Source organism: Streptomyces sp. H27-H5 (genome assembly GCF_026627505.1).
Classification (GTDB): Bacteria; Actinomycetota; Actinomycetes; order Streptomycetales; family Streptomycetaceae; genus Streptomyces.
Genome location: NZ_JAPNLK010000086.1, coordinates 1 through 25,631 on the forward strand (window position 1 = coordinate 1; position 25,631 = coordinate 25,631).

Consider the following 25,631-nt stretch of genomic DNA (forward strand, 5'->3'; position numbering starts at 1 on the left):
TCGACCTGATCGTCGAGGGCTACACCGAGACCCGCAAACCACCGTCCAGGTTCTGGACCATCACCCTCAACTGCAGCCCGGCCGGCCCATGGACGGTGTCCGTCGTCGACGACCCCGTCACCGGCCGGGTCGACACCGACGGCTCGACCCTCGCCGCAGGCGTCAACTCGACCGCGACGTCCCTGTCGGTCGCGACCGTGGGCGCGCCGCTGTGGACCACTGCGGGCAGTGACCTGCCGGTGGACATCGAGGTCGACGGCGAGGTCATGCGCGTGACCGCGATCAGCGGCGCGAGCAGCCCGCAGACGTTCACCGTGACGCGCTCCATCAACGGGATCGTCAAATCACAGGCCTCGGGCGCGGACGTGCGCCTCGACCAGGCCCCGATCATCAGCTACTGAGGAGACCCCATGGCGTACACCGGATGGCTGGCCAGCATGCGGACCACGGCGGCCCGCCTCAACCTGATCTCCGGGATCTGGACGCCGTACACACCCACCTGGACATCCTCGACCGGCGCGGCCGTCTCCCTGGGCAACGGAACTCTGGAAGGGGAGTACGCGCTATCCGGAGGGATCTGCCGCGTGAGGATCTCGCTGGTGGCCGGCAGCACCACCACGTTCGGCGGCGGTCAGTTCAGGTTCGCGCTGCCGTTCGCCGCGGCCTCGCTGGGCGCCGCCGGCATGTCGTACCTCGGCACCGCCGTGGCCCTCGATCCCGGCGGCGCCTACTACCCGGGGGCCGCGCGCGTCCTGTCCGGCGACGCGTTCGCCATGGCCCTGTCTCCCACCTCATCGACAGGCTCGACCGCCGGCGAGTGGAACGCGTCCAGGCCGTTCGCCTGGGGCAACACCGACAACCTGTCGATCAGCCTCGCGTACAAGCCCGTCTGACCCGCGCCCCTACCCCACGCCCCGCGCCGTCGGCCGGGGCTTTTCTCATGCCCTGGAGGCTTCCATGTCGACCGGCGCGCAGTTCTACCCCGGGGCGTCCACCGTCTACCGGTACGACGGCCGCTACCCGGGCCTGATGCAGGAGATCAACTGCTGCGTCACCCACACCACGGAGGGGACGTCCCTCCCCGACTACGACGGGGGCGTCAGCGCCCCGAACGTGACGATCCTGCCCGACATCCCGAACAAGCGGATCAAGGTCTACGCGCACTTTCCTGCCGATATGAGCGCCCGCGCGCTCGTCGACAACCCCGACACCACTGTCCGTACCAACCGGAACAACTGCCACCAGGTCGAGCTGGTCGGGTCCTGCGACCCCGCCCGCCGCACGAGTTGGGGCAAGCTCCGCGCCGGCGTGGACTACATCTACTGGCCCGACGCCCCGGACTGGCTGCTCCGCGCCTACGCGGAGTACATCGCCTGGCTGCACACCGAGCACGGTGTCCCGCTCACGCTGACCTCGCGGCCGTTCCTCGCCTACCCGGGGAGCTATGGCAACAGCAAGGCGCGCATGGCCCTCGACGAGTGGGCCGACTTCAAGGGCCACTGCGGTCACATGCACGTCCCGGACGGCAACGACCACGGTGACCCGGGCGCGATGCGCATGGATCTCGTCGTGCAGTACGCCCGGCAGATCGTCTCCGGCACCACACCCCCGACGTCCGAGGAGGACGACGTGTCTCTCACCCCGCAGCAAGCGGAGCAGCTCAGCTATGTGGCCACGTATGGCGGCTGGGCTTACAAGGGCAACGGCAAGGTCGACGCGTGGGGGCTGCTCAACACGCTCAACACGCAGGTCGCCGCGCTTCAGGGCGCGGTCGCGGCGCTCGCCAAGGCGGTGGGGGACGGGGCCGACGACGTCGACACCGACGCCCTGATCGCCGCCGTGCAGCAGGCCATCGCCGACGCGGTGGTCCACGTCAACGTCACCGTCGCCGACAACACATCGGGAGCCTGAACATGAAGATCCTCGGCAGAGAACCCGCACTGATCCTCGGCTTCGTCGCCGCCATGGTGAAGCTCCTCGGCTACCAGTTCAACGTCTCCCCCGGCATCCAGACCACGATCAACGTCGTAGCCGCGGCCGCCGTCGGCCTCATCCTCGCGCTCATGGCCCGCAACGGTGCGTGGGCAGGCGCGCTCGTCCAGCTCGCGCAGGCGGTGATGGCCCTGTTCGTCGGCCTCGGCCTGCACTGGAGCGCGGACATGCAGGCCTACGTGATGGCCTCCATCGCAGCCCTGCTGGCGCTCTACGAGCGGACTCAGATCACCCCACCGATCCACGAGACAGCGCTGGAAGGGAAAAGCGTCATCCGCGGCGAGGTCATCTCTTCCCGGCCGGTCGCGGTGGAGTACCGGGACGCCTGACCCTTGCCCGATCCAACCCAAGGAGGGGGCACCATGGGCGACATTTTCGGCTTCACCCCGGCCGACCTCGGCGTATCCGGCCTCCTCGTCCTCGTCGTGCTCCTCATACTCACCGGCCGCCTCGTACCCCGCGCCACCCTGCTCGACATGCGGCAGGAGCGCGACACCTGGCGCGAAGCCCACGGGGTATCCGAGGCGGCCCGGCAAGCGGAGCGCGAGCACAACGGTGAACTGCTCGAACTGTCACGAACCGCGAGTCACGTTCTGGCCTCTCTTCCCCATCCGAGGGAGGTGGACGATGCTCCGATGGCTGAGGCTCACGATCGGGTGCAGGGGTAAGCCCACCGCTGGGCAGCGGGCCGCGGCCGGGGCCCTGGACCGGGCGCAGTGTGCTCGCAAGGAGGCCGAGGACCGCCGGCCGGAGGTGGAGGCTGCTGCTCGGGTCCTGCGAGCAGCCCGGATCGAGAATCACTTCGCGGAGAGAATCGCCGCGGCCCTGCGAGGAGGCGCAACATGATGCAGTTGAGCCCGGATCAGTGGGTGAACGTGATCGGCTCCTCGATCGCCGCCCTGTGCTGCGGGGTGTTCGCGCTCGTCTACGCCCTGCGCGCTCCGTGGTGGCGCTCTGACGTCGGCCGCAACGTGATGCTCGTCGCCGCGGCCATCGGCGGACTGTGCCTGTACACCGTCCTCGTCACCATCTGGCCCACCGGCTGCGCCGCGATCGTGCTCCGCAGCCTGCGCACCACGGTCCTCCTCGCGATCTCCGTCCTGATGATCCAGCGCACGCGCCTGGTGATCCTCGCCCAGCGTGCTGACCGACCCGTGCAGGAGGAGCAGTGCCCACCACCCGCACCGTGACCGGCCAGGTCACCAGCCCCATCGCCGGTCAGACCGCCGAGGGCTACGCCGTCCTCGCCCCTTACCCTGCCCGCTGGATCGACCAGGACGGGGACCAAGTCCTCGCGTCCGGCGGGGTACAGGTCCCGTACATCGCGGGCGCCTGGTCCGCCGAGCTCGTCACCACGGACGCCGAGGACGTCGAGCCGACCACCGGCCGGCTGTGGCGGTACGAGGAACACACGACCGGGACCAAGGTTCGGGTCTGGCACTTCCTCCTCCCCGCCGGCGACGGCCAGCCCATCGCCATCACCAAGCTGGTCGCCGCCGACCCCGGGGCCGTCGGATACCTGCCCGTCGAGGGACCGCCGGGACCGCAGGGCGAGACCGGGGCCACCGGCGCACAGGGCATCCCCGGAACCCCCGGCGCGACGGGAGCAACTGGTGCCACCGGCGCGCAAGGCGTTCAGGGTGTTCCCGGACCGGCCGGGGCCACCGGCGCGACGGGCCCGGCCGGGCCGGTCGCCACCGCCTGGCGCCGCAGGGACCTCCCCGACCCGGTCGTCGCAGACGGCCTGTACGCCGGCGCCGCGCCGACCATCGGCACCGCCCAGACCGGTACCCCGACCGCCGCGTACATCAAGTACGCCCCGGCCGGGGTGACGCTCGCCGGCAGCGACGTCACCGGCCCGTTCACCATCCTCAACGCCGGAGGAGTCCAGGTTGGCACCGGCACCCCCGACTCCGGGTACGTGCTGCCGACCTCCCGCTACCCCAACACCCGCGGCAACCTGACCAGCTCACAAGCCGTCTGGTCGGTCGAGTTCGGGACGGACGCGGACAAGTTCCAGCTGAGGTTCAACTACCAGATCGCCGGGACGTACCGGCTGAGCATCGACGGCCGCAAAGTTACCGAGACGATGCAGCCCGTCGGCGGCACCACCGCCGGCAGCACCCACCTGATGTCTTTCGACCTCGGCTCCGCCATACCGCGGGTCATCCGCCTCGACTTCTACACGGTGCCCTTCGGCGGAGTCTTCCTCCCGCCCGGCGCCAGCATCTGGTCCACCGTCGCAATCGGCGGCCGATCCCTGGTGTTTGGCGACAGCCTCTCCGACGGCTCCGCCATGAACACCGGCGGTGGGGCAGGCACCTGGTTCCAGCGAGCCGCCCGGCTCCTGGGCTCCAACGACGCGTGGGACGAGGCCCGCGGCGGCACCGGCTACATCACCGTCGGCTCCTACGCCACCCTCGCAACCCGCGTCGCGGCGGACGTCATCGCCTGGAACCCGACGCGGCTCATCGTCTGGGCCGGCTACAACGACAGCGGCGGCAGCCAGGGCAGCATCGCCACTGCCGCGGCATCCCTGTACGCCACGATCAGAGCCGGCCTACCCGCCTGCGAGGTGTACGTCCTCGGCTGCTGGTCGCCGACCGGCAGTCCCGGAGCCTCGCTCACGAACACGGACGCCACCCTCAGGACGGCGGCAGCCGCCGCCGGGTATCCGTTCATCAGCCCCATCACCGGAGCCATCTACAACGCCTCGGGGACTCTGGTCGCCACGCACGGGGCATGGATCACGGGCACCGGCCGGGCGGGCGCCACCACCGGCAGCGGGAACGCGGACGGCTACATCGGCACGGACGCCATCCACCCCACCGACGCCGGCCACGCCTACCTCGCCCGCCGGATCACCGCCGCAATCCGCGAACTCATGCCCGCCTGAGACACCTGCCCCTTCCACCTCCGGGTGGAGGGGGCCCTTTCATGCGTTCAGGGGCCGTCGAGCGCGTTGATGGCCTTGAGGACCAAGGCCCGGGCCTCCGCGCCGTACACGGCTGATGAACGCAGCTGCTCGAACGCCTTCAGGTACTGAGTGATCTCCGAGGGTTGTGTGATCTTGACCTGGGCCGAAAGGAGTTCCACTGAAACGAGCTTGTCGTCGTACACGTGAAACGTCTCCACTGGCCATACAGCCCGGGCTTTCGTGGTTGAAGGGATCACGCCGAGGGACACGCCGGGTAGTGCGCCGGCCGTCAGCAGGTAGCCGAGCTGGGCGGCCATCGCTTCCGCGTCTCCCATTCGGTAGTGCAAGGCCGCCTCCTCGACGATCAGGACTGCGCGCCTTCCCGGGTCGTGAATAACCTGGGACCGGCTGACGCGAGCCCGGGCTGCTTCCAGCCCGCCGCCGGGGACCTCACGGAAGCGTGCGACGACATCGAGGAGGCCGGCCGCGTACCCCTCGGTCTGCAGCAGACCGGGGACGAGAGTGGAGGAGTAGATCCGGAACAGGCGGGTCTCCTGGAAGAACTGCACCCATGATTCCTGCAGCCGCTTCAAGCCGCCCTGCACTTGGTGGCGCCACTCGTTGTACATGGTCTCGGCGTTGCGGGACTGCGCGAGGAGGTCAGCCGTTTCGGCCGTCGCGCCGCAGGCCGCGCACCAGCGGCGGATGTCGTCCGGTGACGGTGGCGTCCGCCCGTTCTCGATGCGGGAGGACTTCGAGTGTGTCCAACCGCAGCGCCGGGCCAGCTCGCTCCCGGTGATGCCCGCGTCGGCTCGCAAGGCGCGCAGCCGGTCGGCTACGCGTTGACGCGCGGCCTGCGCGGACGAGGACGGGGAAGCGGGCATGAGCTGGCCTGTACGCCTTCGGCTAGTAGATCTTGAACGACTCGTGGGGGCAGGCTCTGGCCCACACCTTCCGGAACGCCTCCGCGCACAGCAGGGCCGCGGACGGGTCCTCGCTGACCTCTCCCGGTGCGGACGCGCCCTCGCCGGTGAAGTGGTTCCACCGGATCAGGCGATCGTCGAACAGCCAGAAGTCATTGCCCGGCAGTGGGATGTCGGATGCCTCGCGGCGGGGCAGCCAGCGGACTTCCTCGCCGGCCGCGACGTTGATGCCGGCCGCCTCGTGCTCGTAGCGAATGTAGTCGCTGGCCGGCATGGAGATGATGCGCGCCCGTTGGACGGTCACGCCCCGCTGAACCGTGCGTTCGACGAGCTCGATCCACGGCCGCCAGTACGGCGAGCTCGGGTCCATGTCCCTCTTGCCGGTCGCCCGCCAGGTCGAGAAGTCTCCCGCTTCCGAGGCCACGCCGTAGCTGTCGCGCATCTCCAGGTGGACGGCCGTGTGGATCGTCGCCTCGAAGAGCTCAGGAAACGTCGGTACGTTCTGCGGCATCGCAGGCCTCCCTCAGCAACGACGCCATGCGGGCCGGGACTCGGATGACGGCTTCGTTCGGCGGGATGCCTTGGGCGTGGCCGGCTACCTGGAACGCGGCGCACCACGCCTCCAGCTCCGGACCTGGCTTCCATCCCTGGATCACGAGTTCGCGTGTCTCCTCATCCACCCAGACGGTCGGACTCTCGGCGGTCCCCGTGTCGGGGTCGATACCGATGAACCGTAAGTTCATTGCGGCCTCCAGCGCTTCCGGTGTGCACGGATGTACAGCACGGTGCTGCGTTCGAGGGTCGTCGTCAAGGGCGCATTCAGGCCTTCACCTCGGATGATGACCTGTCGCGAACATCGGTGCACATTCGTAGCGTTCATGCACAGCCGATCGTCACGCTCTGAGGTATCACCCGCTGACGACGGTAGGGAGGCGGACATGGAGGTCCGCGAGCACAGACCTGACGGTGCGTTCGGCCACGTCGATCATCCGCTGCTGTTCAAGCAGGTCCGCGACCCGCAGACGGACCGCACCGGCCAGCTCCGGGCCGTGGTCCGGGAGTCGGCGGGCAAGGTGTCCGGGCGCGCAAAGTACACGCGGACCGCCTACATCCGGGCCGCCGACGGCCGGGAGTTCACTGCGGCGCCCGACAAGCTGGAGCGGGCGTGAGCGCCGTCGGCAGGATCTGCTTCCGCTGTGACCGCGTGATCCAGGCGGGCGGTCACGAGATCCCCCGGGACTCGATGTCCGGCGCCCGGCCGTCGAGTTGGGCGCACGACGTCCGGGACCCGTCCTGCCGGCCCATCACGGACAAGCAGCCGCGGTGAGCGCCGAGCGCGCACGACGGCTCGTCCCCGCCGAGGTCGTCCTCGGCGCCCGTTGATCCCCGCCCCGCGTCGCCCTGTCGCCCCCTGTCGGGCGGCCGGGGCGGGTCCCACCCTGATCGGAGAACGTGTGATCACTACCGAGTTCGTGGCGACCGCCACCGACGTGACCACCTGCGAGGCCTGCTGGAAGCAGCCGGTCGAAGCGGCCCGCGTCGGACAAGGTGTCCGAGACCTGCTGTGCCTGAACTGCGCGGAGGCCGGATACCCCGCGCGTATCGATCTGTTCCCGCCGCTCGGAATCCGCGGCCTGACACGGGCCAAGGTGGACATGGGCAAGCACAAGGCACCCGGCCCGCCGACGATGCCGCCGGACCCCGGCCCGCCGCTCCCCAACCCGAAGCCCACACCGACGCCGGGCAAGCCGCCCGTGTAGGCGTCGCGTCCCTGACCTGAGTTGGGTGGCGTCTCGGGCCAGCAAGGGGCCAGCAGCACATGATCCAAGCAGCAGAGCCCCGCCGGACTCCCGGCGGGGCTCTCGCCTTTTCCCAGCACAGCGGGGATGCCCCCTCCGTGCGGACGTGCAGGGGCGGCAGGACTTGAACCTGCAGCCTACGGTTTTGGAGTCTTCAGCAGGCCCGTACTGCCTGATTCCGCCTCATGTCGTTCCGTGCCGCATCCTTCCGTTGAGTGCAGGTGAGAGACCCTTCGGGGTGCCCTCGCCGAACCCTCCCGTGACGGTTCATGCCGCCTCGTTTCGCCTACTTCCGGAGCGTTCGGGCCAGCAGCGGGCCAGCAGAAAGGCCCCCGTCACCTGCGATGACGAGGGCCCCGACCACTCCTTGGATTGTACCGCTCAAGCCCCTTCGGGGGCAGCGTCATCCTTCGACTTGCGGGCCCTGGGGACAAGCTTGGCCGCCTTCTCTGCGATCTCCAGGTCGACCTCCTGGAGCAGGCTCGTGTACGTGTCGGAGGCGAGCCGGATCGTGGAGTGCCGCAGCGTCTCCTTGATGGCGTGCAAGTCGCCACCGCCGGCGTGGATCAGGGTGGCCGCGCAGTGCCGGAGGTCCCGGAGGTTGATCGGCGGGAGGTCGGCCTGCTTGTAGATGCGGCGGAACGCGATGGACACCTGCTCCGGGTGCAGCCACGTACCGTCCTTGGCGACGAACACCTTGCCGGTGTCCGCCCACGCCGGGACATCCTTGCCGGCCTCGCGCTGCCGCTCCGCCTCTGCGTTCCAGGCGTCCCGCTCCACCTGCTGCCGGGCACGGTGCTCCCGAAGCGTGGCAACGTTCATGGAGTCGAGGGCGATGGTGGCCGCGGACCCGTCCGTCTTGAGGACGGACTCGACGGGCGTCCAGCCGTTGAGGACGATCTCCTTGGCGATGGTGATGGCATGGCCGTCCAGGTCGACGTTCACCCAGTCCTGGCCGACGCCTTCGCCGCGGCGCAAGCCGCGGAACGCCGTCAGGTGAAAGAACGCATACAGGCGGTCGCTCTCCGCCTCGTCGAGGAAGGCGCCGATCTGTGTCGGCGTCCAGACCATGACGGGGCTCGGCTTCGCACCGGTCCGCCGCCAGTGCTCGACGTGCTGGTCGGTCCACAGCACAGCCTTGGGGCGCCGGCCCGAGTCGAGTTCCACCCAGGACGCCGGGTTGAACGTGATGAGCTGGCGCCGGATCGCCCCGTTGAGGGCAGTGCGGAGCGTGCCGCGAATCCGCTGCTTCGTGGCCGGCCCCGTGATGCGCCGGTACGGTTTCATCGCCGCGAGCCTCTCGCGCTCGACAGCCAGGCGCGCGGCCTCGGCAGCCGGCGGGCGGGAGTCCTTGCCCCACTTGGCCCGGAGCTCCTGCTCGCGGCGGGCCTGGTTCTCTGCGGCGACGACCTCGTTGGCGTCGTCGATGGCGTCGAAGAACTCTTGGCAGTGGCCGACGTTGAGCCGGTCGAGGCGGTAGTGGCCAAGCCCGGGCTTGAGGTGGACGCGGATGTGGCTGCGGTAGCCCGTCGTCGTGGTGGTGCGGGTCTTCTTGGAGGCGACCCATGTGTCGAGCCAGTCCGTGATGGTCATGGCGCCGTCGAGGGGCACACCGACGCCGATCTTGCGGGACACCTCGACAGGGTCGGGAATCTCCAGCCGGTCGCGCATCACGTTCTGCAGGAGGTCGCCGATGCGTCGCTGGGCGTCCTCGTCGTCGCCGGGCAGGTCGAGAATGCCGCGCAGCTTGTCGAGGTCGGCCTGGGCGTCCTTGAGCTGCGTGTAGCCGGTGCGCCGGAAGGGCCGGCGCTTGCCATCTGCGTCAAGCGGCAGCTCTTGGCGGAGCGACAGCGCGCCGTGGCTCTTCTTCGCAAGCTGCGAGCAGGCCTTACCCAGCAGCTTGCCGTCGATTCCGCGGCATTCACAGCGCTTGGTGATGCCTCCAGCGCGTCGAGACCCAGACATCCACACCTGCTCTCTTTCAGCTCTCCCGAGGTCCGTTGCGTATCCCTTTTCGGGCGCCTCGGTCGCGACTTACATACACGCTACGGGGACTGAGAACCCGCAGGGGGCCGCGATCGGCCAACCCGCTTGACTCGCCGCTCGTCCGCCTGGGCGAGATACCTGACCGCCTCGGGAAGCACAGGCAAAAGCCATCCTCGGTCACGAATTGCCGCGATGGATTCACGGACATGGGTTTCCGCCTCCGCGACATAACCCTTATAGGCCTCAAGTTCAAACGAGGCGTCATTCTCCGATTGCTCCTCGGAAATCCTCTTGATTTCTTCCCGGAGTACCGTCAGGCGCTTAATTGCTTCACGACTCTCCTTGATGGCCTCAGAGAGCTCCGGGGCATCGCTGCTACTGCCCTGATCGATGCGCTGATGGATCGCCGAGACCGCCGCATCACTTAGGTCCGCATGTTTCTCGAAATCGCGCTCTAGCTGAATCATGCGTTCGCGGAGCTCCGCCATCCTAGGCTCCTCGCCGACAACTCTAGCCTCGATCTCCTTAACCTTTTCCAGGGCATGGATCAGGGAATCTACATCGAAGTTCAAGTCGTCGAAGTAGGGCATGGGATTCTCCTCATACTCACCCACTTCCTTATCAGGCGCCTGCGTCCCATAGAACCACGCGGCGCACGCATACGGATCAGCTCGCTCGCCGGGCAGGTACTCCATGGATTCTTCATAACCCGCCCCAGTGATCAGCCACATGGGTGGCATCTTGAGAGCTGCGGCGAACACGAGCACCTCGGCTACACCGATTGACGACCTCCGACCGTTCTCAAAGTTCGCAATGACTGATCGTTGAATCGGCATACCCAGGGATGCGCACCTATCGGCGAGCTCTTGCGCGCTCAAGCCGCGCAGCTCCCTGTGCCTGCGCAGCTGCTTCGCCACGTGCTGCGCGACGAGCTCGGACCAAGGCTGCTGTGTCATGGCAGCACAATACGACAGCACTTGACACGTAGCAAGACAGGCCGGCAGTCTGCATGACAGCGGAGCAACCGGAGGTGTTGTTGTGTCGTCAGATCACAACCAAGCTGCACCATGTAAACGCGTAAGACTCGCCGGCGCTACTCGACCGCGTCATCACGCTGCCGCTCGACCTTCAGATCAGCCACCAGTCGCTGCCACTCGATCTTGGCTTGCTCCTCAGATTCGCGGATGCGCTCAACCACATCGAACTCCTCGCTCCTCCACAGCTCCCTGACGCGCTCCTCGTCCTCAGCCAGATGCCGACGAGAGGCGTGGCTCATCGAGAGGAAGTGCAGGACGTCAGGATCGGCGATCTCCAACTCGACGGAAGTTCGCACCATCGCCCGTCCCGCTTGCGCAGCCTCCGCCTTGGCGGCCTCGAGACCCCTCCGCAACTCATCGACCTTGGCCTGCGCCTGCTGATACTTCAGCCTCGCACCGAGCATCAACAGACGGTCCCGCTCCTCCTCGGTCTCGCCTTCCCGCACTCCGCCTTGGAATAGCTCACTCCAACTCACGCCAAGCGCTGCGGCGATCGCGAACATCTCGTTCACGCGCCACGGCCGCTCCCCTCGCTCGATCTTCGCGATCTGAGTCTGGGCCAGCCTCACAGTTCCACCCGAGACTTCCGGAAGCCTCTCCGCGATCTGCTGCTGCGACACCCCGAGGTGGCGCCGAATGATCTTGAGGTTGTGGCTGGCCAGGGACTCGCTGTCCACGAACGACATGGGCGAGTCATCAGGGGCGACCTCAGCGCCATCCCCATCGTCCACCCAGCTCTCCAGCTCCTCCTCTCGTTGGAGGATCTCGCGGACACCTTGATCTTCAGCGTCATAGTTCGTCACGTACTGAACATAGCAAGAACGAAACCGCTTGACACCCCAAGCCGGCGGTGTACTTTGTGTGAGTCAGCTCGTTTCGTACTGGCAATCTCAAGAACAGAACAGACTGACCCATCAACGGCACTCATCGGAACACAACGGCATAGACCGGAATGGACGCCATGACAGACGCCCCCGTTGAACGAGCCCCCCGGGGCATGCAGCTCAACGAGTTGCTTGCCCTCCCCGTGGTCATCGACCTGGATACAGCAAACCGCGCCCTGCTCCTGGGCAGGACGAAGGGGTTTCAACTCGCCAAGGCTGGTGAGTACCCGATCCCTCTCATGCGGGTCGGCCGCACCTACCGGGTGAGCCGCGCCGTCCTGCTTCGCGCGCTTTCTGTTTCACCCGAAAACAGCGATGCCGCTGCAGCGGTAACTGCAACGGCATCGGTCGAGCGCCACACCTCCGCCGCCTGACAGCAGAAGAAGGAACACGCTCATGTCCATCATCTCAGACCAGCCGCAAGGCGCCAACGTCGGAATCGGCCAGCTCCGCGCCGCCCGACCCGCCAGTAGCCCCACTCTCGACCACGTCTTCGAGACCGCCCTCGACCAGCTGATCACCGAGCTGAACGTCAAGGTCATCACCTCCAAGGAACTGGTCGATCCGAACTTCTTCGGGTGCGTGATCGTCCGCAGCCAGAGCATCAACATCATGCTCTCCCCGAACCTCGGCGAGTTCGAGGCGGACTTCTTCACCCGCTACCTGATCGCCCAGGCGTACAAGCTCGACATGACCCCGCTGCCGACGCCGTTCGCGGTCGAGGTCAGCCCCCTGATCGAGGGGGTGCCCGCGTGAACACCTTTCCCTCCGACATGACCGCGGCCTCCATGAAGGCCTGCCGCCGGGCCGGCCAGCCCCCGCTCACCGCAGGCAGTCTCCGCGTTCTCGTGCAGATCCAGGAGATGAAGGTCGGGCAGGACGAGAACTACGTCGCGTTCCTCGACCTGCTCGCCAGCCACATCTGGGAAACCGGCGACGCCACCGAGATCCTCGCCCAGGTCCAGGACATCATCCAGGCGGCGCGGGACCCCAAGGAGCCGTGCACGGTCCACGCCTGGTGCGTCGAGACGGGCGACCACTCCGAGCACTACTCGAAGTTCATCGAGGCCCCCACCCCCGATCACTTCGGGCACCCGGTTCTGCCCGCGGGTCTGACCGACTTCAGGGGCACGACCGTCGTGGGCCTCCTGGACCTGGACCTCACCCCCGCTGCGGCCCGGGTCCGGATCGCCGAGCTGCGCACGCACCTGGACAACGTTGAGGCGCTCGTGACCGCCGCCGAGGCGTCCGCCGGATGACCGGCACCACCACGACCGCGTCGGCCGAGGGCAACCTCGGCCGGCCGGTCCGGCACCCGGACCCCGTACAGAACGCCGCCTACTGGGCGCGGATCGACGCCAACGTCGCCGCCGCGCCGGAGCTCACCGACGCCCAGCGTGTCCGGCTGCGGGGGATCTTCCAGCAGGCGGCGATCAAGGAGGCGGCATGAGCGCCTCCACCGCCCGATCCCGCGTCGTGGTGAGCGTGCTGTTCATCGACATGGTCGGGATCCGCGCCCGCTACGAGTGCACCACCTGCAACACCACCGAAGGTCCCGTGCACGGCGTCGACGACGTCAGCGCCTTCGTGGCCGACATCCGCACTGATCACCCAGCCCGCTGCGCACCCCAGGAGCCCCGTTCGTGAGCGACGCACAGACCCCAGACCTCCGGGCTCACGCCCGCGAGATGCACGATGCTGGCCTGTGCGTCCTCCCGGTCAGGACCGACGGCAGCAAGGCCCCGGACGTCCGCTCCTGGATGGCGTACAAGGTCAACCGATCCACTCCGGAAGAGCACGATCAGTGGTTCGCTGGGGGGCGCCGCACTGGCATCGGCATCGTGACCGGTGCCGTATCCGGGAATATCGAACTCATCGAGTTCGAGGGCCTGGCGGTAAGAGAAGGCGTCCTCGAGGGAGTCGCCGAACTCGCACTGAACAGCGGGCTCGGCGACCTCTGGAAGGCCGTCACGACCGGCTGGGCGGACGAGACGCCCTCTGGCGGCGTTCACTACGTGGTCATGGTCAGCGGCCGGCCTGCCGCCGGGAACGTCAAGCTCGCTCGACGCCTGGCTCGTGTAGATGAGTACACGCCCGAAGAACGGCAGCGCGTCGCCGAGAAGCCCAACACGAAGATCGTGAGGGTCTTGGCTGAGACTCGTGGCGAGGGCGGCTTCATGGTCGCCGCGCCGTCGCACGGCTCGACGCACCCGAGCGGACGGCCGTACACACGCCTCTCGGGCGGCCCGTCCACCATGGCCACCGTCGAGCCCGAAGACCTTGACGCCTTGTACGCCTTGTGCCGCGCACACGACGCGATGCCTACCGAAGAGAAAGCGAAGACCGCGCCGCGGCCCCGCCGCGAACTTCCGGCTGGTCACGTGCGGCCAGGCGACGACTTCGAGAACAAGGTCGGCTGGACCGAAATCATCGGCAACGAGTTCGATGCCCTCTTCACCCGAGGCAACACCACCTACTTGCGGCGCAAAGGCAAGACCAAGGGAATCTCCGCCACCACCGGCCACGCCGCCGACCGGGACCGGCTGTACGTCTTCACCACCTCCACCGTCTTCGAGGCGGAGGTCCCCTACGACAAGTTCGCCGCGTACACCCTCCTCAACTACGGCGGCACCAGCAGCGACAACTTCAAGCAGGCCGCTGCCGAGCTCCGACGGCGCGGCTACGGATCCGAGGCGCCCCGGCGCCGGCTGAGCTCCGTACCGGCGCAGGGCGGGGCCCCGTTCAACGACGGCTCCTCGGCGCTGCACCCCGCTACCGCCGAGGAGATCGAGCCCGACTTCGAGACCGGGCCCGAACTACACGTCGTCCACCCCGCACGGCCCGAGCTGGACATCACCAACGAGGCGGACGCCGTGGACGGCCTCCTCGCCATCATGGCCGGCGGGCAGCTCCCCGACCTGTACAAGCGCTCCGGCGGGCCGTGCTGGGTCCACCAGGACGACAACGGCAACCCGCTCACGCAGCAGTTGGGAAACGACAACCTGCGCGCCTACCTGGCCGACCACGTCACCACCTACCAGGTCGTCACCGACCCGCTGACCGAAGGCACCAAGGAAGTCCGCGAGCTCCTCATGCCGAAGACCTGCGGCACCGTCCTGGGACGGAAGGACTGGCCACTCCCTCCGCTGCGCGGCATCGTCACGTCCCCCGTCATCCGGCTCGACGGAACCCTGCTGCAGGCCCCGGGCTACGACACGGCCACCGGCCTGTACCTCCAACCGCGGGTCCCGCTGCGCCGGCTCCAGCCACACGTATCCGAGGCCAGCCTGGAGAAGGCAAAGGAGATCATCTTCGGTCAGATGCTGGCCGACTTCCCGTGGGCGCAACCGTCCGACCGGGCGCACTTCATCGGCGCGCTCCTCACCCCGATCCTGCGCCCGTACTTCCACGGACCCACCCCGATGTTCATCGTCTCCGCCACCGCCCCAGGCAGCGGCAAGAGCCTCCTGAAGGACATCTTCAAGGCCTGCTTCGGCATCAGCGAGACCGCGTGGCCAGAGAACGACACCGAGCTGCGCAAGAGCATCACCACGCAGCTCTACACCACCGGGCAGCCGGTCGTCGTCCTCGACAACCTGCCGAACGGCCACATCATCAAGTCGCCGGTCCTGTCGAGTCTCCTGACCGCGGAGCACTGGGGCGACCGCGTCCTCGGCTCCACGGCGTCCGTGACGATGCCGAACAACCGGTTGTGGATCGTCACGGGCAACGGCCTGCGGACCGGCGGCGACAACCTCCGTCGGGCCATGTGGGTACGGCTCGACCCCAACTGCCCCGACCCCGACCAGCGGGACGGTTTCCGCGTCGGCGACCTCCGGCCGTGGCTGCGCGCCAACGCCTCCACCGTGGTGGCCGCCCTCGTCACCATGGTCCGCTCCTGGGTCGCAGCCGGCGCCCCAACGATCCGCACCCGCAAGGGCGACTACTCGGAATGGGCCACGATCGTCGCCGGCCTGCTCGGCCACCTCGGCGTCACGGGGTGGATGAGCGACCGGGACGACGCGATCCAGCAGGACGACGAGACGCAGGAGTGGGCGGCGTTCCTCATCGCCTGGAGCGAGAAGCTCGAAGACAACGTCGTGACGGCCGGGACGGCCCTCACCAGCCTGTCCGAGCACGTCCCCCGCTACGCCAAGACCGGCGAGGCGCCCACGGCCAAGGTGCTGGGCAACTGGCTGAAGGCCAGGGACGGAAGGTACTTCGGGGACCGCAAGATCAAGCTGATCTACGACTCCCACCGCTGCCAGAACACGTACCGCGTCGACGTGCACGGGCGCGCCCTCCAGCCGGCCCTGCAGTGACTTCCAAGGCCGTCACGGCAGGAACCGCAGGGACCTGGCAGGGACCTGTGCAGGAACCCGCGCGGGTTCCTGCACAGCCTCCGAGCTGGGAATTTGCAGGGAGGCAGGGACTTGCCGGAACAACCCCCTATCTCCCCTATAGCGCGCGCCACACAAACACATCACGCAACACACATCTCAACGCATGCAACACGGCGTTCCTCAAGCTCCCCGACATGAAGGCATACAGCTTTCTTCCTGCAAGTCCCTGCGTTCCTGCAAAACCCGAGGTCAGAGCACACCTGATGCGCTCCCCCGGTTCCTGCACACCTTCCTGCGGGTTCCTGCAGTCCCTGCAAAGTCCCTGCATCCGATGACGAGGTGGTCGCCATGAACGGCAGCTTCGCCCCCCGCCCCTACCAGACCGCAGCCATCCAAGCCCTCGCCGCCGGCTGGCAGGGCCCGAACAACCGGCTCGCGGTGGTCCTCCCCACCGGCGCAGGCAAGACCGTCGTCTTCGCCAACCTGATCCTCGCCACCCAGACCGGCCGCGCCGGCCGCACGCTGGTCATCGCGCACCGCGAGGAGCTGATCCAGCAGGCAGCCGACAAGATCCGTGCCGTTGCCCCCGAGCTGCGGGTCGGCATCGTCAAGGCTGAGCGCGACGAGCACCAGGACGCCGACGTCATCGTCGCCAGCATCCAGACCCTCGCCGTCAAGCGCCGGCGCAACGCCATCCACGACATCGGCATGATCGTCATCGACGAGTGCCACCACGCCGCGGCCAAGACCTACATGACCGTCCTCGAACACTTCGGCGCCTGGCGCGGTGTGCCGACCGCCGGCTTCACCGCCACCATGACGCGCACCGACGGCGGACTCTCCGACGTCTGGCAGGACGTCGTCTTCACCCTCGACATCCTCGACATGATCCGAGACGGCTACCTCGTCAACGTCCGCGGCAAGCGCGTCGTCGTCGACGGCCTCAACCTCGACAAGGTCAAGACCCGCGCCGGCGACCTCCAGGACGGCCAACTCGCCCAGGCCCTCGAAGACTCCGGCGCCGCCGATGTCGTCGCCGACGCCTACCGGCAGTTCGCCTCCGACCGACAGGGCGTCGTCTTCACGCCCACGGTCGCCACAGCCCAGTCCATGGCCGACGCCCTGAACGACATCGGCATCCCGGCCGCCACCATCTGGGGCGACATGAGCCGCGAGGCCCGCCAGACCGCCCTCGGCTGGTACAAGACCGGCGAGGTCCAAGTCCTCACCAACTGCATGGTGCTCACCGAAGGCTTCGACGCGCCGTGGACGTCCTGCGCGGTCATCGCCCGCCCCACCAAGTCCGCAGGCCTGTACTGCCAGATGGCCGGCCGCGCGCTCCGCCTGTGGGAGGGCAAGAAGGACGCGCTGCTCCTCGACGTCATGGGCGCCTCCACCCGACACAAGCTCGCCTCGATCGTCGACCTCACCGGCAAGGAGGCCGCCAGCGCCGAGGAGGACCAGTACCTGACCGAAGCGGTGGACGCCGCCGAGGAAGCCGCCGCGGCCGCCCTGGGCGGGGTGCAGTGGGAGGACGTCGACCTCTTCCACAGCTCGCCGATTCGCTGGCTGCAGACCGAACGCGGGACCTGGTTCGTACCGCTGAAGGACGACGTCTTCCTGTTCCTCGTCCGAGGCTCCGAGCCCGGCCTGTTCCGTATCCGGCGGTGGACGGCCACCGAGGGCGTGAAGGCCCCGCAGCAGGACCCGGACGCCTCCCTCGACGTCGCCATGCGCTGGACCGAGGCGCACGCCCGCAAGCTCGTCCCCGCCTCGTTCTTCCAGCGGTCGGCCTCCTGGCGGTCCGCACCGCCGAGCAGCAGGCAGCGCGGCTGGTGCCGCCACTACCGGATCCAGGTACCGCCGGGCGCCACGGCCGGCGATGTCTCAGACCTGCAAGCCATCCACCGCGTCACGCTGCTGCTGGGCCGCCAGTCAGCTCTCGCCGCCTGAGAAGAAGGGTCCGCAATGAGCAGCACAACCGAGACGAGCCCGGCCCGCAGGCCCCTGGTCGTCGGATTGGATCTCAGCCTCACCTGCACAGGGGTGGCCGGGGAGGGCTGGGTCGACTACATCCGCCCGAAGAACCTCCGAGGACACCCGCGACTCGCGCACATCGTCGACGAGGTCGCCTCCTTCATCAAGGCCGCCGACCTTGTCGTGATCGAAGGGCCGTCCTTCGGGTCCGGAGTCGCTCACCGGCACGAGGACCTTGCCGGCCTGCGGGTCATGGTCCGCCACGCCTGCTGGCGCCGCGGCATCCCCTACGCGCTCGTCCCGCCGTCCTGCCGAGCCCTGTACGCCACCGGCAAGGGCTCCGGCTCCAAGGCCGCCGTCCGCGACGCGGTCCGCACGCTGTACGGGATCGACTGCGACGGCCCCGGCCGCTACGACCAGGCCGACGCCTACATCCTCTGCGCCATGGGCCTGCACCACCTCGGCCAGCCCCTGGCCGTACTCCCCGACGACCAGCGCCGCGGCCTCGACGGATGCCAGTGGCCCGACGTGGAAGGGCTCGCGGCATGACAGCCTGCTGCGTGTGCGAGGGCGACGCTGAGGGCGGGTACCTGTGCCGTAGCTGTACGGCCACGACGGTGGGCCGGCTGCACGGTCTGCCGGGCCGGTACAACGACCTGCTGCCGTTCCTCACCCCGGGGAACGGCGGCCAGGGTGGGCGCCGCTCGGTCGCCGTGTCAGCGCCGCTGCCGGTGTCCGAACCTGTACTCAGCCTGCGAGGCCCCGGCGGCATCGTCGGAGTGGTCGAGGACTGGGTCGCCGCGGTACGGGCCGCCCGGGGTATGCGGGCGGCCAACCCGGTCGGCGCGGTACCGACTCGGCTCTCGGCCGCGGTGCGCGAGCTGGTCGGTCACATGCCGTGGATCTCCGTGTCCTGGCCGAACGCGGGTCTCTTCGCGGAGGAGATCCGGGACCTCGACCGCGACATCGCCTCGATCGTCGATCCAGGCGACCGCGACGACTGCGGCATGCGCCTCGGGACGTGCCCGGCCGTGGACGTCAGCGGGATGATCTGCGGGGCGGTACTGCGGCACCGCCCGGGCGCGAAGGTGGTCACGTGCGACTGGTGCGGATGCACGTACCCGCCGGCCACATGGCCCGGCCTGAAGACCTGGATCGAGCACGACGAGAAGGAGGCGAACATGGCCTCGAACAAGGCAAGTTGACCCACACAGGGGCTTGCCATCTAACCCTAGGGTTGGATACGCTCCAGGGGATGGAAGCGAAACCCTGGCGGGATCGCGTACAGCAAGAGGAAGAGCTGGTGGAACAGCTTCAACTCCAGGTATCGCAAGCCGCCAAACGCAGAGCACAAGCCCTGCTCGACGGCGTCGACGAACTCGGGTCCGTGGCCGAAGTAGCCCGCGCGCTCGGGCGCAGTTGGACCGCCGTCGACAAGGCGATCAAGAAGAACGGGCCCGGCTCAGCCGGCCCCAACACAACCAAATAGAGCGGGGGCCGGACGACAGCTCTTCCAGGTGGTGGAACACCCGGAAGGCGCGCGCGTCGCCCGACCCCCTGACCCAGTACTTCCTGACCTAACCAGGAGGACTCGGCTATGCCGAATCTTACGGCGCGTGCGCACGAGCACGCCCCCACCCCCGGACGGCGTCTGATCGCCGTCGGAACCATCCGCCGCCTCGACGGCCGCACCCTCACCGTGCGTGCCACCGCGGCCGGCGTCACCGGCAGCATCACCACGACCGGTGGTGCCCGATGACCAACGTCACCAACGCCCCCAGCGAGCTGTGCCGCACCCTGCTCCACTGCATGGCTGACACCTTGATCGTCGTCGACCCGCAGGAGCCGATGACCGCCGGCGACCGCCTCGACCTCGCCCGCCGCTACGCCGACACGTGGCACCACCGCACCCCCCAGGACAGCGGCGCCACCGAGCGCGAGATCCTCGCGCACGCCCCCGCCGTCCGCCCCGGTACCACCCGCGACGAGTACGCCGCCCAGCTGCGCCTCGTCGCCCAGGGGGTGACCGCATGACCACCGCCGTACACGACCCGCTGCGCAGCCCCGATGGCGACAATGGCCGGTGGATCCCCCCGCTCGACATCGCCCTCGACCGGGCCCGCGAGATCCTCGCCGAGCAGCAGGCCGCGAATATCTACGACGACCGCGCCATGCTCACCGCCGCCGTCACCCTGGAGATCGCGCTCCGCGACCTGCTCGGCGCCCTCGACGCCGAGGCCGGCCGATGAGCGGGGTCCGCACGGTCACGGTGCAGACCATCGACCACGGCCCGGTCACGATCACCTGCCCGGCCTGGTGTGCCAGCCACGACCCGGCCCCGCAGTACCTGGCCGACATCGACCACACCGGCCCCGAGCACGAGTTCCGCTATGACGAGGAGACCCTGCTCCTCGCCATGCTCACCCAGGCCCCCTTCGCCGAGCACTCCAGCCGCACCCTCGGGCTGCACGTCGAGCAGACCGGCTTCGCCCGCACCCTCGACCCGGCCGGCCTCCGGCGCCTGGCCGCCGCGCTCACCGTTCACGCCGTGCACCTGCGGACCCTCGCCGACGAGCTCGCCGACCTCCTCGCCGGGGGTGACCGGTGACCAGCCCGACAGAAGTAGCCGACCGGCGCGCCACCGTGCGCCGGCTCGCGAAGGGCGGCGCATCCAACCGGCAGATCGCCGCACAGCTCGGCGTCTCGAAGGACACCGTGCGCCGCGACCTGAGCCAGGAAGATGCGCCGGCCGGCACGGTGGCGCAGCGTCTGGCGCAGCAGGTGGCGCACACCGAAGCGGTGATGAGCCAGCTGTGCGCCGCAGTTCAGGCGGCGGTCGAGGCCCGGCCGGCGTACACGCTGGCCGACGATGCGACAGCCCAGCGCTGGTGCGCCGAGCTGCGCGCCGCGTCTGGCGCACTGGCGCACCTGGCCGGCGCATTCGCCGAGTACTACCCCTGCGCCACCGCGTCGGCCGATGAGCCACAGGGTGGCCAACCGTGATCACCTACCACGGCCTCGGCTACTGGTCGTTCCTCGCGCTGCCCGCCGCCCTGCTGCTCCTGCGGATCCTCCCCGCCGGCAGCAGCGCCCGCCGGCTCCTGTCCAAAGCCCTCCTCGGCGCGCTCGCCCTCATCGCGGCCATCGTCGCCCTCTCGTACTGAAGGACCCACCGTGAAGAACAACCTGCTCGCCGCCATCGACACCGCCGGCAACCACACCATGGCCGCGCCCGCAGCACCCATGGGGCAGGGCGGATCCGTCCCCATCTCCGTCCTCCTGATCATCGTCCTCGGCTTCTGGGCCTGGCAGATGCACAAGCACGGCAAGGACACCAAGAAGCTCCACCTCCTCCCCGGATTCGTCTGCATCGGCCTCGGGCTGTCCCTGTCCGGCACCCAGGTCGGCACCGCCATCGGCGGACTCTTCGGCAGCGTCGGCGGCATGCTCGCCACGTTCGTCGGCAACGCCTGACGTGATCGGGCCCGAGGACGACACCCTCGACCTCACGGACGACCTCGCGTCGCTCCGTGAGGCGCCCGGGCCGAACTGCCCGTGCTGGTTCCACCGTCGGGCCGACCACGCTCAGCAACTCAGCGACGGCGGCCGAGACCTCGCCCGAGACCTCGGCCGCCGTCTCGCCGGTGACACCTTCGCCAGCCTCGCCCTCCGCTACGGCGCCACCGCCTGGGCGCTCGGCGCCGCCGGCCAAGCACTGCCGTCGCTGCCCCTCGTCGGCCCCGCCGCATCCCTCGCCCTGACGGTCGCCGCATGGCGCGCCGGACGCCCCGTGCCGCCCGACCCGGCAGACATGCGGACCGAGTTCCTCGACGCGCTCCTCGACCTGATCGGCGACCGGCCCGGCATCCACCTCCGCGAGCTGTACGACACCCTCCAGTCCAACCCCGCCGGCGAGCACCTCGACGACGCCCGCCTCCGCGCGCTCCTGAACCACTGCGAGATCCCCATCCACAAGAGCCTCCGCATCGGCGACGTCACCGGGCGCTCCGGCATCAAGGTTGCCGACGTCGAAGCTCTACTCCCCTGCCAGACCCCCCTTGCCCCTTCCGGAGATGTAGACGCAGGTCAGCGCCCTCCGGGAGAGGCTGTAGACCGCCCGTAGACCGGGCCGTAGACCACCAGGACAAGCCCATGCGACACCACATCCACGCCCTCATCCACAAGCTGCGCATCGACCACACCACCGTGTACTGCGAGGTCTGCGGCTGGTGGGGCCAGCCCCACACCCACTGAGAGCATGCGACCTTCCGCCCCCGACAGCGATCGACCAGGATGGACAGCAGGGGGTGCATATCAGGCGCCCGTCAGCAGTAGGAGCCGCAATGACGAACGACCTGGAGACGGGCGAGGAGCCGCCGGAGAAGGTGAAGTTGGAGGAGCTCAGAGACGAATACCGTCGGGCGAACAAGGCCCATGACTCACTCCGCGAGAGCCTCGAAGAAGAAGTGGCCACGGGCCAGTACACCGATGAGGAGGCGGACGAGATGAGCATCCGCCTGGAAGAGAGCGGACGCGATCGGCTTGATGAGATCCAGAGCCGGATCGAAGCCCACTGCCGCACCTTCGGGCTGCGGCCCTGAGCCACACTGGGGCCATGCCTGAGCCGCTCCTCGTCGACCTCTACGCCGCCCAAGCCATGACCGGAGTCCGACCCGGCACGATCCGCGTCTGGCTCCACCGCGGCCACCTCACCCACCACGGCCACGACAAGGCCGGCCGCACACTGGTCGACCTGCACGAACTCCAGGCCCGCGCAGTGAGTCAAGCAGCTTGACCCACACCCCCAACGGGTGTAACAGTGAGGGCACGTCCGGCGTGCCCGGACAGGACCCGCAAGGCCCCGACCACAGCACCACCGTCGGGGCCTTCGCCATGCCCAAGGAGCTGTGATGCACGCCGGCTACCCGAATCGTGACCGCGCACTGCGACACGTCCACCGCACGCGCGCCACATACCTGTACGCACGCTTCCCTCAGCGGCACATCCTCGGCATGCCGTGCTGCGGCCCCGGGTTCCTGACGCTGGGCAAGGACCACGACAGCACCTGCCTTGCGTCTGCCAAGCGGCTGCAGGGGGCCATCGATCAAATGTGCGGCAGGATCCGCATGGCGTATGAGGGCGGCGGCTTCCCCCACACCTACCGCGCATGAGGAAGGCCATGCAGGTGTGCCCGACGCCCGGGTGCCCGACCCTGACCCCCATGGGTCGATGCCCCCGGTGCAGGGCCGAGGCCGAGGCCAGCCGGCCGGCGCACAAGGACGCGGGCCGCGGCACGCGATGGCGCAGAGACAGTGCGCGCTACCTCGAAGATCATCCGTACTGCGAGTGCCCGGCCTGCGCCCTGCTGCCTCCCCTGCAGCGCGACGCGGCGACCGAGGTCGACCACATCGACGGCCTCGGGCCGCTCGGGCCGCGTGGCTTCGACCCCACGAACTGGCAGGCCATGTCCAAGCGGCACCACTCGCGCAAGACGGCCGAGGAGACGTGGGGCCGCTGATCACGCGCGGTGACCGACCCAGGGGGGTGACCCCCGGCCGGCCCGGGGGGCCCAGACGCGGGGGAGGGCGCGGGACAGTCCGTCAGGTTCAGAGGGTCCCAGCCGTCACGCAAGGTGACGACGAGCGGGTCGCGCAACGCGGCCGGTGAGGGAGTGATCGACATGCCCCGTGGTGGAGCTCGCGCGGTGTCCGGGCCGGCGCCCGACCCGAACGCGCTGCGGCGTGATCGCAAGACCGACGCCGCCGGCTGGCGGGTCCTGCCGGCCGACGGGCGGCCGGGTGACGCGCCCGAGTGGCCGTTGACCGAGCCCGCCGACCGTGAGCGGGACGTGTGGGACGACCTGTGGGAGAAGCCGCAGGCCGTGATGTGGGAGGAGCTCGGCCAGGCCCTGGAAGTGGCCCTGTTCGTGCGGACCCTGGTCGAGGCCGAGCGCGTCGACGCGCGGGTCGACGTGAAGAAGATGGTGCGCGGCTACCTCGACAGCCTCGGTCTCAGCGTTCAGGGCATGCTCCGCAACCGGTGGAAGATCGCCCCGGTCGACGCGCCGCCCGTGAGCCCCGAGGCGCCGGCCGTGCGGCGGCCGTCGGCGCGCGATCGCCTCAAGGTCGTGCGCAGTGGCGAAGGGTCCTGAGGCGGGGGCCGAGTACGTCGTCGACTTCCCCACCCTGTGGGTGGTCGCGGACTGGATCGAGCGGCACTGCCCCGTCCCGGACGGTTTCCGGCGCGGTGAGCGCATGGAGCTGTACCCGTGGCAGCTCTGGTGCACGGTCAACCACTACCGGGTCAAGCCGACCGCCCGCGTGGGGCAGTTGGCGCCGGCGTTCCACTACCGGCGTTCGCAGATCGTCATGCCGCAGAAGACCGGCAAGGGCCCCTGGTCGGCGTGCATCGTGCTCGCCGAGGCCGCCGGCCCCGTCGTGTTCGCGGGGTGGGCGCAGGGCGGTGAGCGGTACCGGTGCTCGGATCACGGGTGCGAGTGCGGGTGGGAGTACGAGTACGTTCCCGGGGACCCGATGGGCGTGCCGTGGCCCACGCCCGAGATCCAGTTGACGGCCACCTCGGCGGACCAGGTCGCCAACGTGTACCGGCCGCTGCAGTCGATGGTGAAGCGCGGCCCGCTCGCCACGTTCATGAAAGTCGGCGAGGAGTTCACCCGCATCCGGGATGACGGCCGGATCGACGTTGTCACCTCAAGCGCCCTGTCCCGACTCGGCAACCCGATCATCTTCGCCCTGAACGACGAGACGGGGCTGTACAACACGGCGAACAAGCTGCGCAGGGTCTCCGAGACGCAGCGCCGCGGTGTGGCCGGCATGGGTGGCCGGTCGATGGAGACCACCAACGGGTGGGACCCGTCCGAGGACAGCGTTGCGCAGACGACGTCCGAGTCGAAGGCCCGCGACGTCTTCCGGTTCCATCCGCAGGCGCCCAAGTCGTTGTCCTACCGGGACAAGCGGCAGCGCCGGAAGATCCACAGCATCGTGTACGCGGGCAGTGCGCATGTGGATCTCGATTCGATCGAGGCCGAGGCGGCCGAGATCATGGAAAAGGACGAGGCGCAGGCCGAACGCTTCTTCGGTAACCGCTGCGTGGCCGGCTCCGCGTCATGGCTGGACGTCGCGAAGTGGGCGACCAAGGAGAAGCCGCGGCGGGTACGCCCGATGACGCGCATCGTCCTCGGGTTCGATGGCTCGGACTCCGACGACTGGACGGCGATCCGCGCCGAGACGATGGACGGCTACCAGTTCACGCCCGTGTATGGGCCGGAGGACGAGCCGACGATCTGGAACCCGGCCGACTACGGCGGGCAGGTCCCGCGTGCCGAGGTGCGCGCGGCGATGGATCAGCTCATGCGCCGGTACGACGTGGTCCGGCTGTACGCGGACCCGCCGTACTGGGACACCGAGATCGACGAATGGGTCGACCTGTACGGGGAGGAGCGCGTCATCCGCTGGCACACCCGCCGCATCGTTCAGATGCACTCCGCGTGCGAGCGCCTGAAGACGGACGTGATCAAGCGGAACTCGGACGGGGCCGCTTTCACGCACGACGGGTGCTCGATCACAGCGGCGCACGTGGCCAACGCCCGAGCCAAAGCCCGGCCGATGGACCGGTACGTGCTCCGCAAGGCGTCACCGGCACAGAAGATCGACGCGGTCATCCCGTCCGTGCTCGCTCACGAGGCGCTCGGCGACGTCATCGCGGCCGGCCTGGCCGAGCCCGTCGAGTCCTACTACTACGGCAGCTGAGGAG

The 25,631-nt window shown here is 68.9% G+C and carries 40 protein-coding genes and 1 pseudogene; 35 read left to right on the plus strand and 6 right to left on the minus strand.

Annotation, left to right across the window (positions count from 1 at the left end):
* From OTB19_RS32205 to OTB19_RS32235, 8 genes and pseudogenes are all read left to right on the plus strand, one after another.
* Window positions 1-401 (plus strand): annotated as a pseudogene (locus OTB19_RS32205) (hypothetical protein); the annotation flags it as partial.
* Window positions 402-410: 9 nt separating this feature from the next.
* Window positions 411-893, plus strand: a complete 483-nt coding sequence (locus OTB19_RS32210; protein WP_267802219.1) for a hypothetical protein — start codon at window positions 411-413, stop codon at window positions 891-893.
* A 64-nt stretch (window positions 894-957) separates the two neighbouring features.
* Window positions 958-1,911, plus strand: coding sequence for an N-acetylmuramoyl-L-alanine amidase (locus OTB19_RS32215; protein WP_267802220.1), 954 nt, complete (start codon window positions 958-960; stop codon window positions 1,909-1,911).
* Between the two features lie 2 nt (window positions 1,912-1,913).
* The gene (locus OTB19_RS32220) at window positions 1,914-2,321 is read left to right on the plus strand and encodes a hypothetical protein (protein ID WP_267802221.1); all 408 of its coding nucleotides are present in this window, start codon (window positions 1,914-1,916) and stop codon (window positions 2,319-2,321) included.
* Between the two features lie 33 nt (window positions 2,322-2,354).
* On the plus strand, window positions 2,355-2,660 hold the full coding sequence (locus tag OTB19_RS32225; protein ID WP_267802222.1) for a hypothetical protein: 306 nt from the start codon (window positions 2,355-2,357) through the stop codon (window positions 2,658-2,660).
* Window positions 2,620-2,838, plus strand: coding sequence for a DUF7620 family protein (locus tag OTB19_RS43760; protein ID WP_420716961.1), 219 nt, complete (start codon window positions 2,620-2,622; stop codon window positions 2,836-2,838). The genes OTB19_RS32225 and OTB19_RS43760 overlap by 41 nt, the downstream gene beginning before the upstream one ends.
* The gene (locus tag OTB19_RS32230; protein WP_267802223.1) at window positions 2,835-3,182 is read left to right on the plus strand and encodes a hypothetical protein; all 348 of its coding nucleotides are present in this window, start codon (window positions 2,835-2,837) and stop codon (window positions 3,180-3,182) included. The genes OTB19_RS43760 and OTB19_RS32230 overlap by 4 nt, the downstream gene beginning before the upstream one ends.
* Window positions 3,161-4,888 (plus strand): SGNH/GDSL hydrolase family protein, encoded by a 1,728-nt coding sequence (locus OTB19_RS32235; protein WP_267802224.1) that lies wholly within the window; start codon window positions 3,161-3,163, stop codon window positions 4,886-4,888. Before OTB19_RS32230 ends, OTB19_RS32235 begins: the two co-directional genes overlap by 22 nt.
* Window positions 4,889-4,935: 47 nt before the next feature.
* Here the strand turns inward: OTB19_RS32235 and OTB19_RS32240 are convergent, their stop codons facing one another.
* From OTB19_RS32240 to OTB19_RS32250, 3 genes are read right to left on the minus strand one after another with little or no spacing between them, the layout of a single operon-like run.
* Window positions 4,936-5,793: a helix-turn-helix domain-containing protein gene (locus tag OTB19_RS32240; protein ID WP_267802225.1), complete on the minus strand. Its 858-nt coding sequence runs from the start codon at window positions 5,791-5,793 to the stop codon at window positions 4,936-4,938.
* A 22-nt stretch (window positions 5,794-5,815) separates the two neighbouring features.
* Window positions 5,816-6,343, minus strand: a complete 528-nt coding sequence (locus OTB19_RS32245; protein ID WP_267802226.1) for a DUF6879 family protein — start codon at window positions 6,341-6,343, stop codon at window positions 5,816-5,818.
* Window positions 6,315-6,575, minus strand: coding sequence for a hypothetical protein (locus tag OTB19_RS32250; protein WP_267802227.1), 261 nt, complete (start codon window positions 6,573-6,575; stop codon window positions 6,315-6,317). Before OTB19_RS32250 ends, OTB19_RS32245 begins: the two co-directional genes overlap by 29 nt.
* Window positions 6,576-6,770: 195 nt before the next feature.
* Between OTB19_RS32250 and OTB19_RS32255 the strand changes: the two genes are divergently transcribed.
* From OTB19_RS32255 to OTB19_RS32265, 3 genes are all read left to right on the plus strand, one after another.
* The gene (locus OTB19_RS32255) at window positions 6,771-7,001 is read left to right on the plus strand and encodes a hypothetical protein (protein ID WP_267802228.1); all 231 of its coding nucleotides are present in this window, start codon (window positions 6,771-6,773) and stop codon (window positions 6,999-7,001) included.
* Entirely contained in the window at window positions 6,998-7,159 is a 162-nt protein-coding gene (locus OTB19_RS32260; protein WP_267802229.1) for a hypothetical protein, read from the plus strand. The genes OTB19_RS32255 and OTB19_RS32260 overlap by 4 nt, the downstream gene beginning before the upstream one ends.
* 127 nt (window positions 7,160-7,286) lie before the next feature.
* Window positions 7,287-7,592 (plus strand): hypothetical protein, encoded by a 306-nt coding sequence (locus tag OTB19_RS32265; RefSeq protein ID WP_267802230.1) that lies wholly within the window; start codon window positions 7,287-7,289, stop codon window positions 7,590-7,592.
* Between the two features lie 420 nt (window positions 7,593-8,012).
* Here OTB19_RS32265 and OTB19_RS32270 read toward each other — a convergent pair whose 3' ends face one another.
* The 3 genes from OTB19_RS32270 to OTB19_RS32280 all read right to left on the minus strand — a co-directional run bounded on the left by OTB19_RS32270 (window position 8,013) and on the right by OTB19_RS32280 (window position 11,457).
* Window positions 8,013-9,596: a site-specific integrase gene (locus tag OTB19_RS32270; protein WP_267802231.1), complete on the minus strand. Its 1,584-nt coding sequence runs from the start codon at window positions 9,594-9,596 to the stop codon at window positions 8,013-8,015.
* 80 nt (window positions 9,597-9,676) lie between these two features.
* A complete protein-coding gene (locus OTB19_RS32275) occupies window positions 9,677-10,573 on the minus strand; it encodes a helix-turn-helix domain-containing protein (RefSeq protein ID WP_267802232.1) in 897 nt (298 codons plus the stop codon).
* Between the two features lie 137 nt (window positions 10,574-10,710).
* Window positions 10,711-11,457 carry a helix-turn-helix transcriptional regulator gene (locus OTB19_RS32280; RefSeq protein ID WP_267802233.1) on the minus strand — a complete coding sequence of 249 codons (747 nt, stop codon included), beginning with the start codon at window positions 11,455-11,457 and terminating at the stop codon, window positions 10,711-10,713.
* A 194-nt stretch (window positions 11,458-11,651) separates the two neighbouring features.
* On the opposite strand from OTB19_RS32280, the gene OTB19_RS32285 reads away from it, so the two are divergent.
* The 24 genes from OTB19_RS32285 (at window position 11,652) to OTB19_RS32400 (ending at window position 25,627) form a co-directional block, all read left to right on the plus strand.
* Window positions 11,652-11,912 (plus strand): hypothetical protein, encoded by a 261-nt coding sequence (locus tag OTB19_RS32285; protein ID WP_324290563.1) that lies wholly within the window; start codon window positions 11,652-11,654, stop codon window positions 11,910-11,912.
* A 22-nt stretch (window positions 11,913-11,934) separates the two neighbouring features.
* Window positions 11,935-12,294, plus strand: a complete 360-nt coding sequence (locus tag OTB19_RS32290; RefSeq protein WP_267802235.1) for a hypothetical protein — start codon at window positions 11,935-11,937, stop codon at window positions 12,292-12,294.
* A complete protein-coding gene (locus tag OTB19_RS32295; protein ID WP_267802236.1) occupies window positions 12,291-12,797 on the plus strand; it encodes a hypothetical protein in 507 nt (168 codons plus the stop codon). Before OTB19_RS32290 ends, OTB19_RS32295 begins: the two co-directional genes overlap by 4 nt.
* Complete coding sequence (locus OTB19_RS32300; protein ID WP_267802237.1) at window positions 12,794-12,988, plus strand: hypothetical protein; 195 nt, start codon at window positions 12,794-12,796, stop codon at window positions 12,986-12,988. The genes OTB19_RS32295 and OTB19_RS32300 overlap by 4 nt, the downstream gene beginning before the upstream one ends.
* Complete coding sequence (locus OTB19_RS32305) at window positions 12,985-13,185, plus strand: hypothetical protein (RefSeq protein WP_267802238.1); 201 nt, start codon at window positions 12,985-12,987, stop codon at window positions 13,183-13,185. Before OTB19_RS32300 ends, OTB19_RS32305 begins: the two co-directional genes overlap by 4 nt.
* Complete coding sequence (locus OTB19_RS32310; RefSeq protein ID WP_267802239.1) at window positions 13,182-15,860, plus strand: bifunctional DNA primase/polymerase; 2,679 nt, start codon at window positions 13,182-13,184, stop codon at window positions 15,858-15,860. Before OTB19_RS32305 ends, OTB19_RS32310 begins: the two co-directional genes overlap by 4 nt.
* A 369-nt stretch (window positions 15,861-16,229) precedes the next feature.
* Complete coding sequence (locus tag OTB19_RS32315) at window positions 16,230-17,834, plus strand: DEAD/DEAH box helicase (RefSeq protein ID WP_267802240.1); 1,605 nt, start codon at window positions 16,230-16,232, stop codon at window positions 17,832-17,834.
* Between the two features lie 15 nt (window positions 17,835-17,849).
* Complete coding sequence (locus tag OTB19_RS32320) at window positions 17,850-18,407, plus strand: hypothetical protein (protein ID WP_267802241.1); 558 nt, start codon at window positions 17,850-17,852, stop codon at window positions 18,405-18,407.
* Window positions 18,404-19,063 carry a hypothetical protein gene (locus tag OTB19_RS32325; RefSeq protein WP_267802242.1) on the plus strand — a complete coding sequence of 220 codons (660 nt, stop codon included), beginning with the start codon at window positions 18,404-18,406 and terminating at the stop codon, window positions 19,061-19,063. Before OTB19_RS32320 ends, OTB19_RS32325 begins: the two co-directional genes overlap by 4 nt.
* Window positions 19,064-19,113: 50 nt before the next feature.
* Window positions 19,114-19,347, plus strand: a complete 234-nt coding sequence (locus OTB19_RS32330; protein WP_267802243.1) for a hypothetical protein — start codon at window positions 19,114-19,116, stop codon at window positions 19,345-19,347.
* Between the two features lie 108 nt (window positions 19,348-19,455).
* Window positions 19,456-19,617 carry a hypothetical protein gene (locus OTB19_RS32335; RefSeq protein WP_267802244.1) on the plus strand — a complete coding sequence of 54 codons (162 nt, stop codon included), beginning with the start codon at window positions 19,456-19,458 and terminating at the stop codon, window positions 19,615-19,617.
* Entirely contained in the window at window positions 19,614-19,892 is a 279-nt protein-coding gene (locus OTB19_RS32340; RefSeq protein WP_267802245.1) for a hypothetical protein, read from the plus strand. Before OTB19_RS32335 ends, OTB19_RS32340 begins: the two co-directional genes overlap by 4 nt.
* On the plus strand, window positions 19,889-20,107 hold the full coding sequence (locus OTB19_RS32345) for a hypothetical protein (protein ID WP_267802246.1): 219 nt from the start codon (window positions 19,889-19,891) through the stop codon (window positions 20,105-20,107). Before OTB19_RS32340 ends, OTB19_RS32345 begins: the two co-directional genes overlap by 4 nt.
* Complete coding sequence (locus OTB19_RS32350) at window positions 20,104-20,466, plus strand: DUF6907 domain-containing protein (protein ID WP_267802247.1); 363 nt, start codon at window positions 20,104-20,106, stop codon at window positions 20,464-20,466. Before OTB19_RS32345 ends, OTB19_RS32350 begins: the two co-directional genes overlap by 4 nt.
* Window positions 20,463-20,861: a helix-turn-helix domain-containing protein gene (locus tag OTB19_RS32355; protein WP_267802248.1), complete on the plus strand. Its 399-nt coding sequence runs from the start codon at window positions 20,463-20,465 to the stop codon at window positions 20,859-20,861. The genes OTB19_RS32350 and OTB19_RS32355 overlap by 4 nt, the downstream gene beginning before the upstream one ends.
* Window positions 20,858-21,022: a hypothetical protein gene (locus OTB19_RS32360; RefSeq protein ID WP_267802249.1), complete on the plus strand. Its 165-nt coding sequence runs from the start codon at window positions 20,858-20,860 to the stop codon at window positions 21,020-21,022. The genes OTB19_RS32355 and OTB19_RS32360 overlap by 4 nt, the downstream gene beginning before the upstream one ends.
* Window positions 21,023-21,032: 10 nt before the next feature.
* Complete coding sequence (locus OTB19_RS32365; RefSeq protein ID WP_267802250.1) at window positions 21,033-21,332, plus strand: hypothetical protein; 300 nt, start codon at window positions 21,033-21,035, stop codon at window positions 21,330-21,332.
* Window position 21,333: 1 nt separating this feature from the next.
* Window positions 21,334-21,981, plus strand: coding sequence for a hypothetical protein (locus tag OTB19_RS32370; protein WP_267802251.1), 648 nt, complete (start codon window positions 21,334-21,336; stop codon window positions 21,979-21,981).
* A gap of 220 nt (window positions 21,982-22,201) precedes the next feature.
* Window positions 22,202-22,459 (plus strand): hypothetical protein, encoded by a 258-nt coding sequence (locus OTB19_RS32375; RefSeq protein WP_267802252.1) that lies wholly within the window; start codon window positions 22,202-22,204, stop codon window positions 22,457-22,459.
* Window positions 22,460-22,473: 14 nt separating this feature from the next.
* Window positions 22,474-22,653 (plus strand): hypothetical protein, encoded by a 180-nt coding sequence (locus OTB19_RS32380; protein WP_267802253.1) that lies wholly within the window; start codon window positions 22,474-22,476, stop codon window positions 22,651-22,653.
* 115 nt (window positions 22,654-22,768) lie between these two features.
* Entirely contained in the window at window positions 22,769-23,029 is a 261-nt protein-coding gene (locus tag OTB19_RS32385) for a hypothetical protein (protein WP_267802254.1), read from the plus strand.
* Window positions 23,030-23,079: 50 nt separating this feature from the next.
* On the plus strand, window positions 23,080-23,376 hold the full coding sequence (locus OTB19_RS32390) for an HNH endonuclease signature motif containing protein (RefSeq protein WP_267802255.1): 297 nt from the start codon (window positions 23,080-23,082) through the stop codon (window positions 23,374-23,376).
* A gap of 162 nt (window positions 23,377-23,538) precedes the next feature.
* Entirely contained in the window at window positions 23,539-24,009 is a 471-nt protein-coding gene (locus tag OTB19_RS43460; RefSeq protein ID WP_324290564.1) for a hypothetical protein, read from the plus strand.
* Window positions 23,993-25,627, plus strand: coding sequence for a hypothetical protein (locus OTB19_RS32400; protein ID WP_267802256.1), 1,635 nt, complete (start codon window positions 23,993-23,995; stop codon window positions 25,625-25,627). The genes OTB19_RS43460 and OTB19_RS32400 overlap by 17 nt, the downstream gene beginning before the upstream one ends.
* Window positions 25,628-25,631 lie beyond the last annotated feature (4 nt).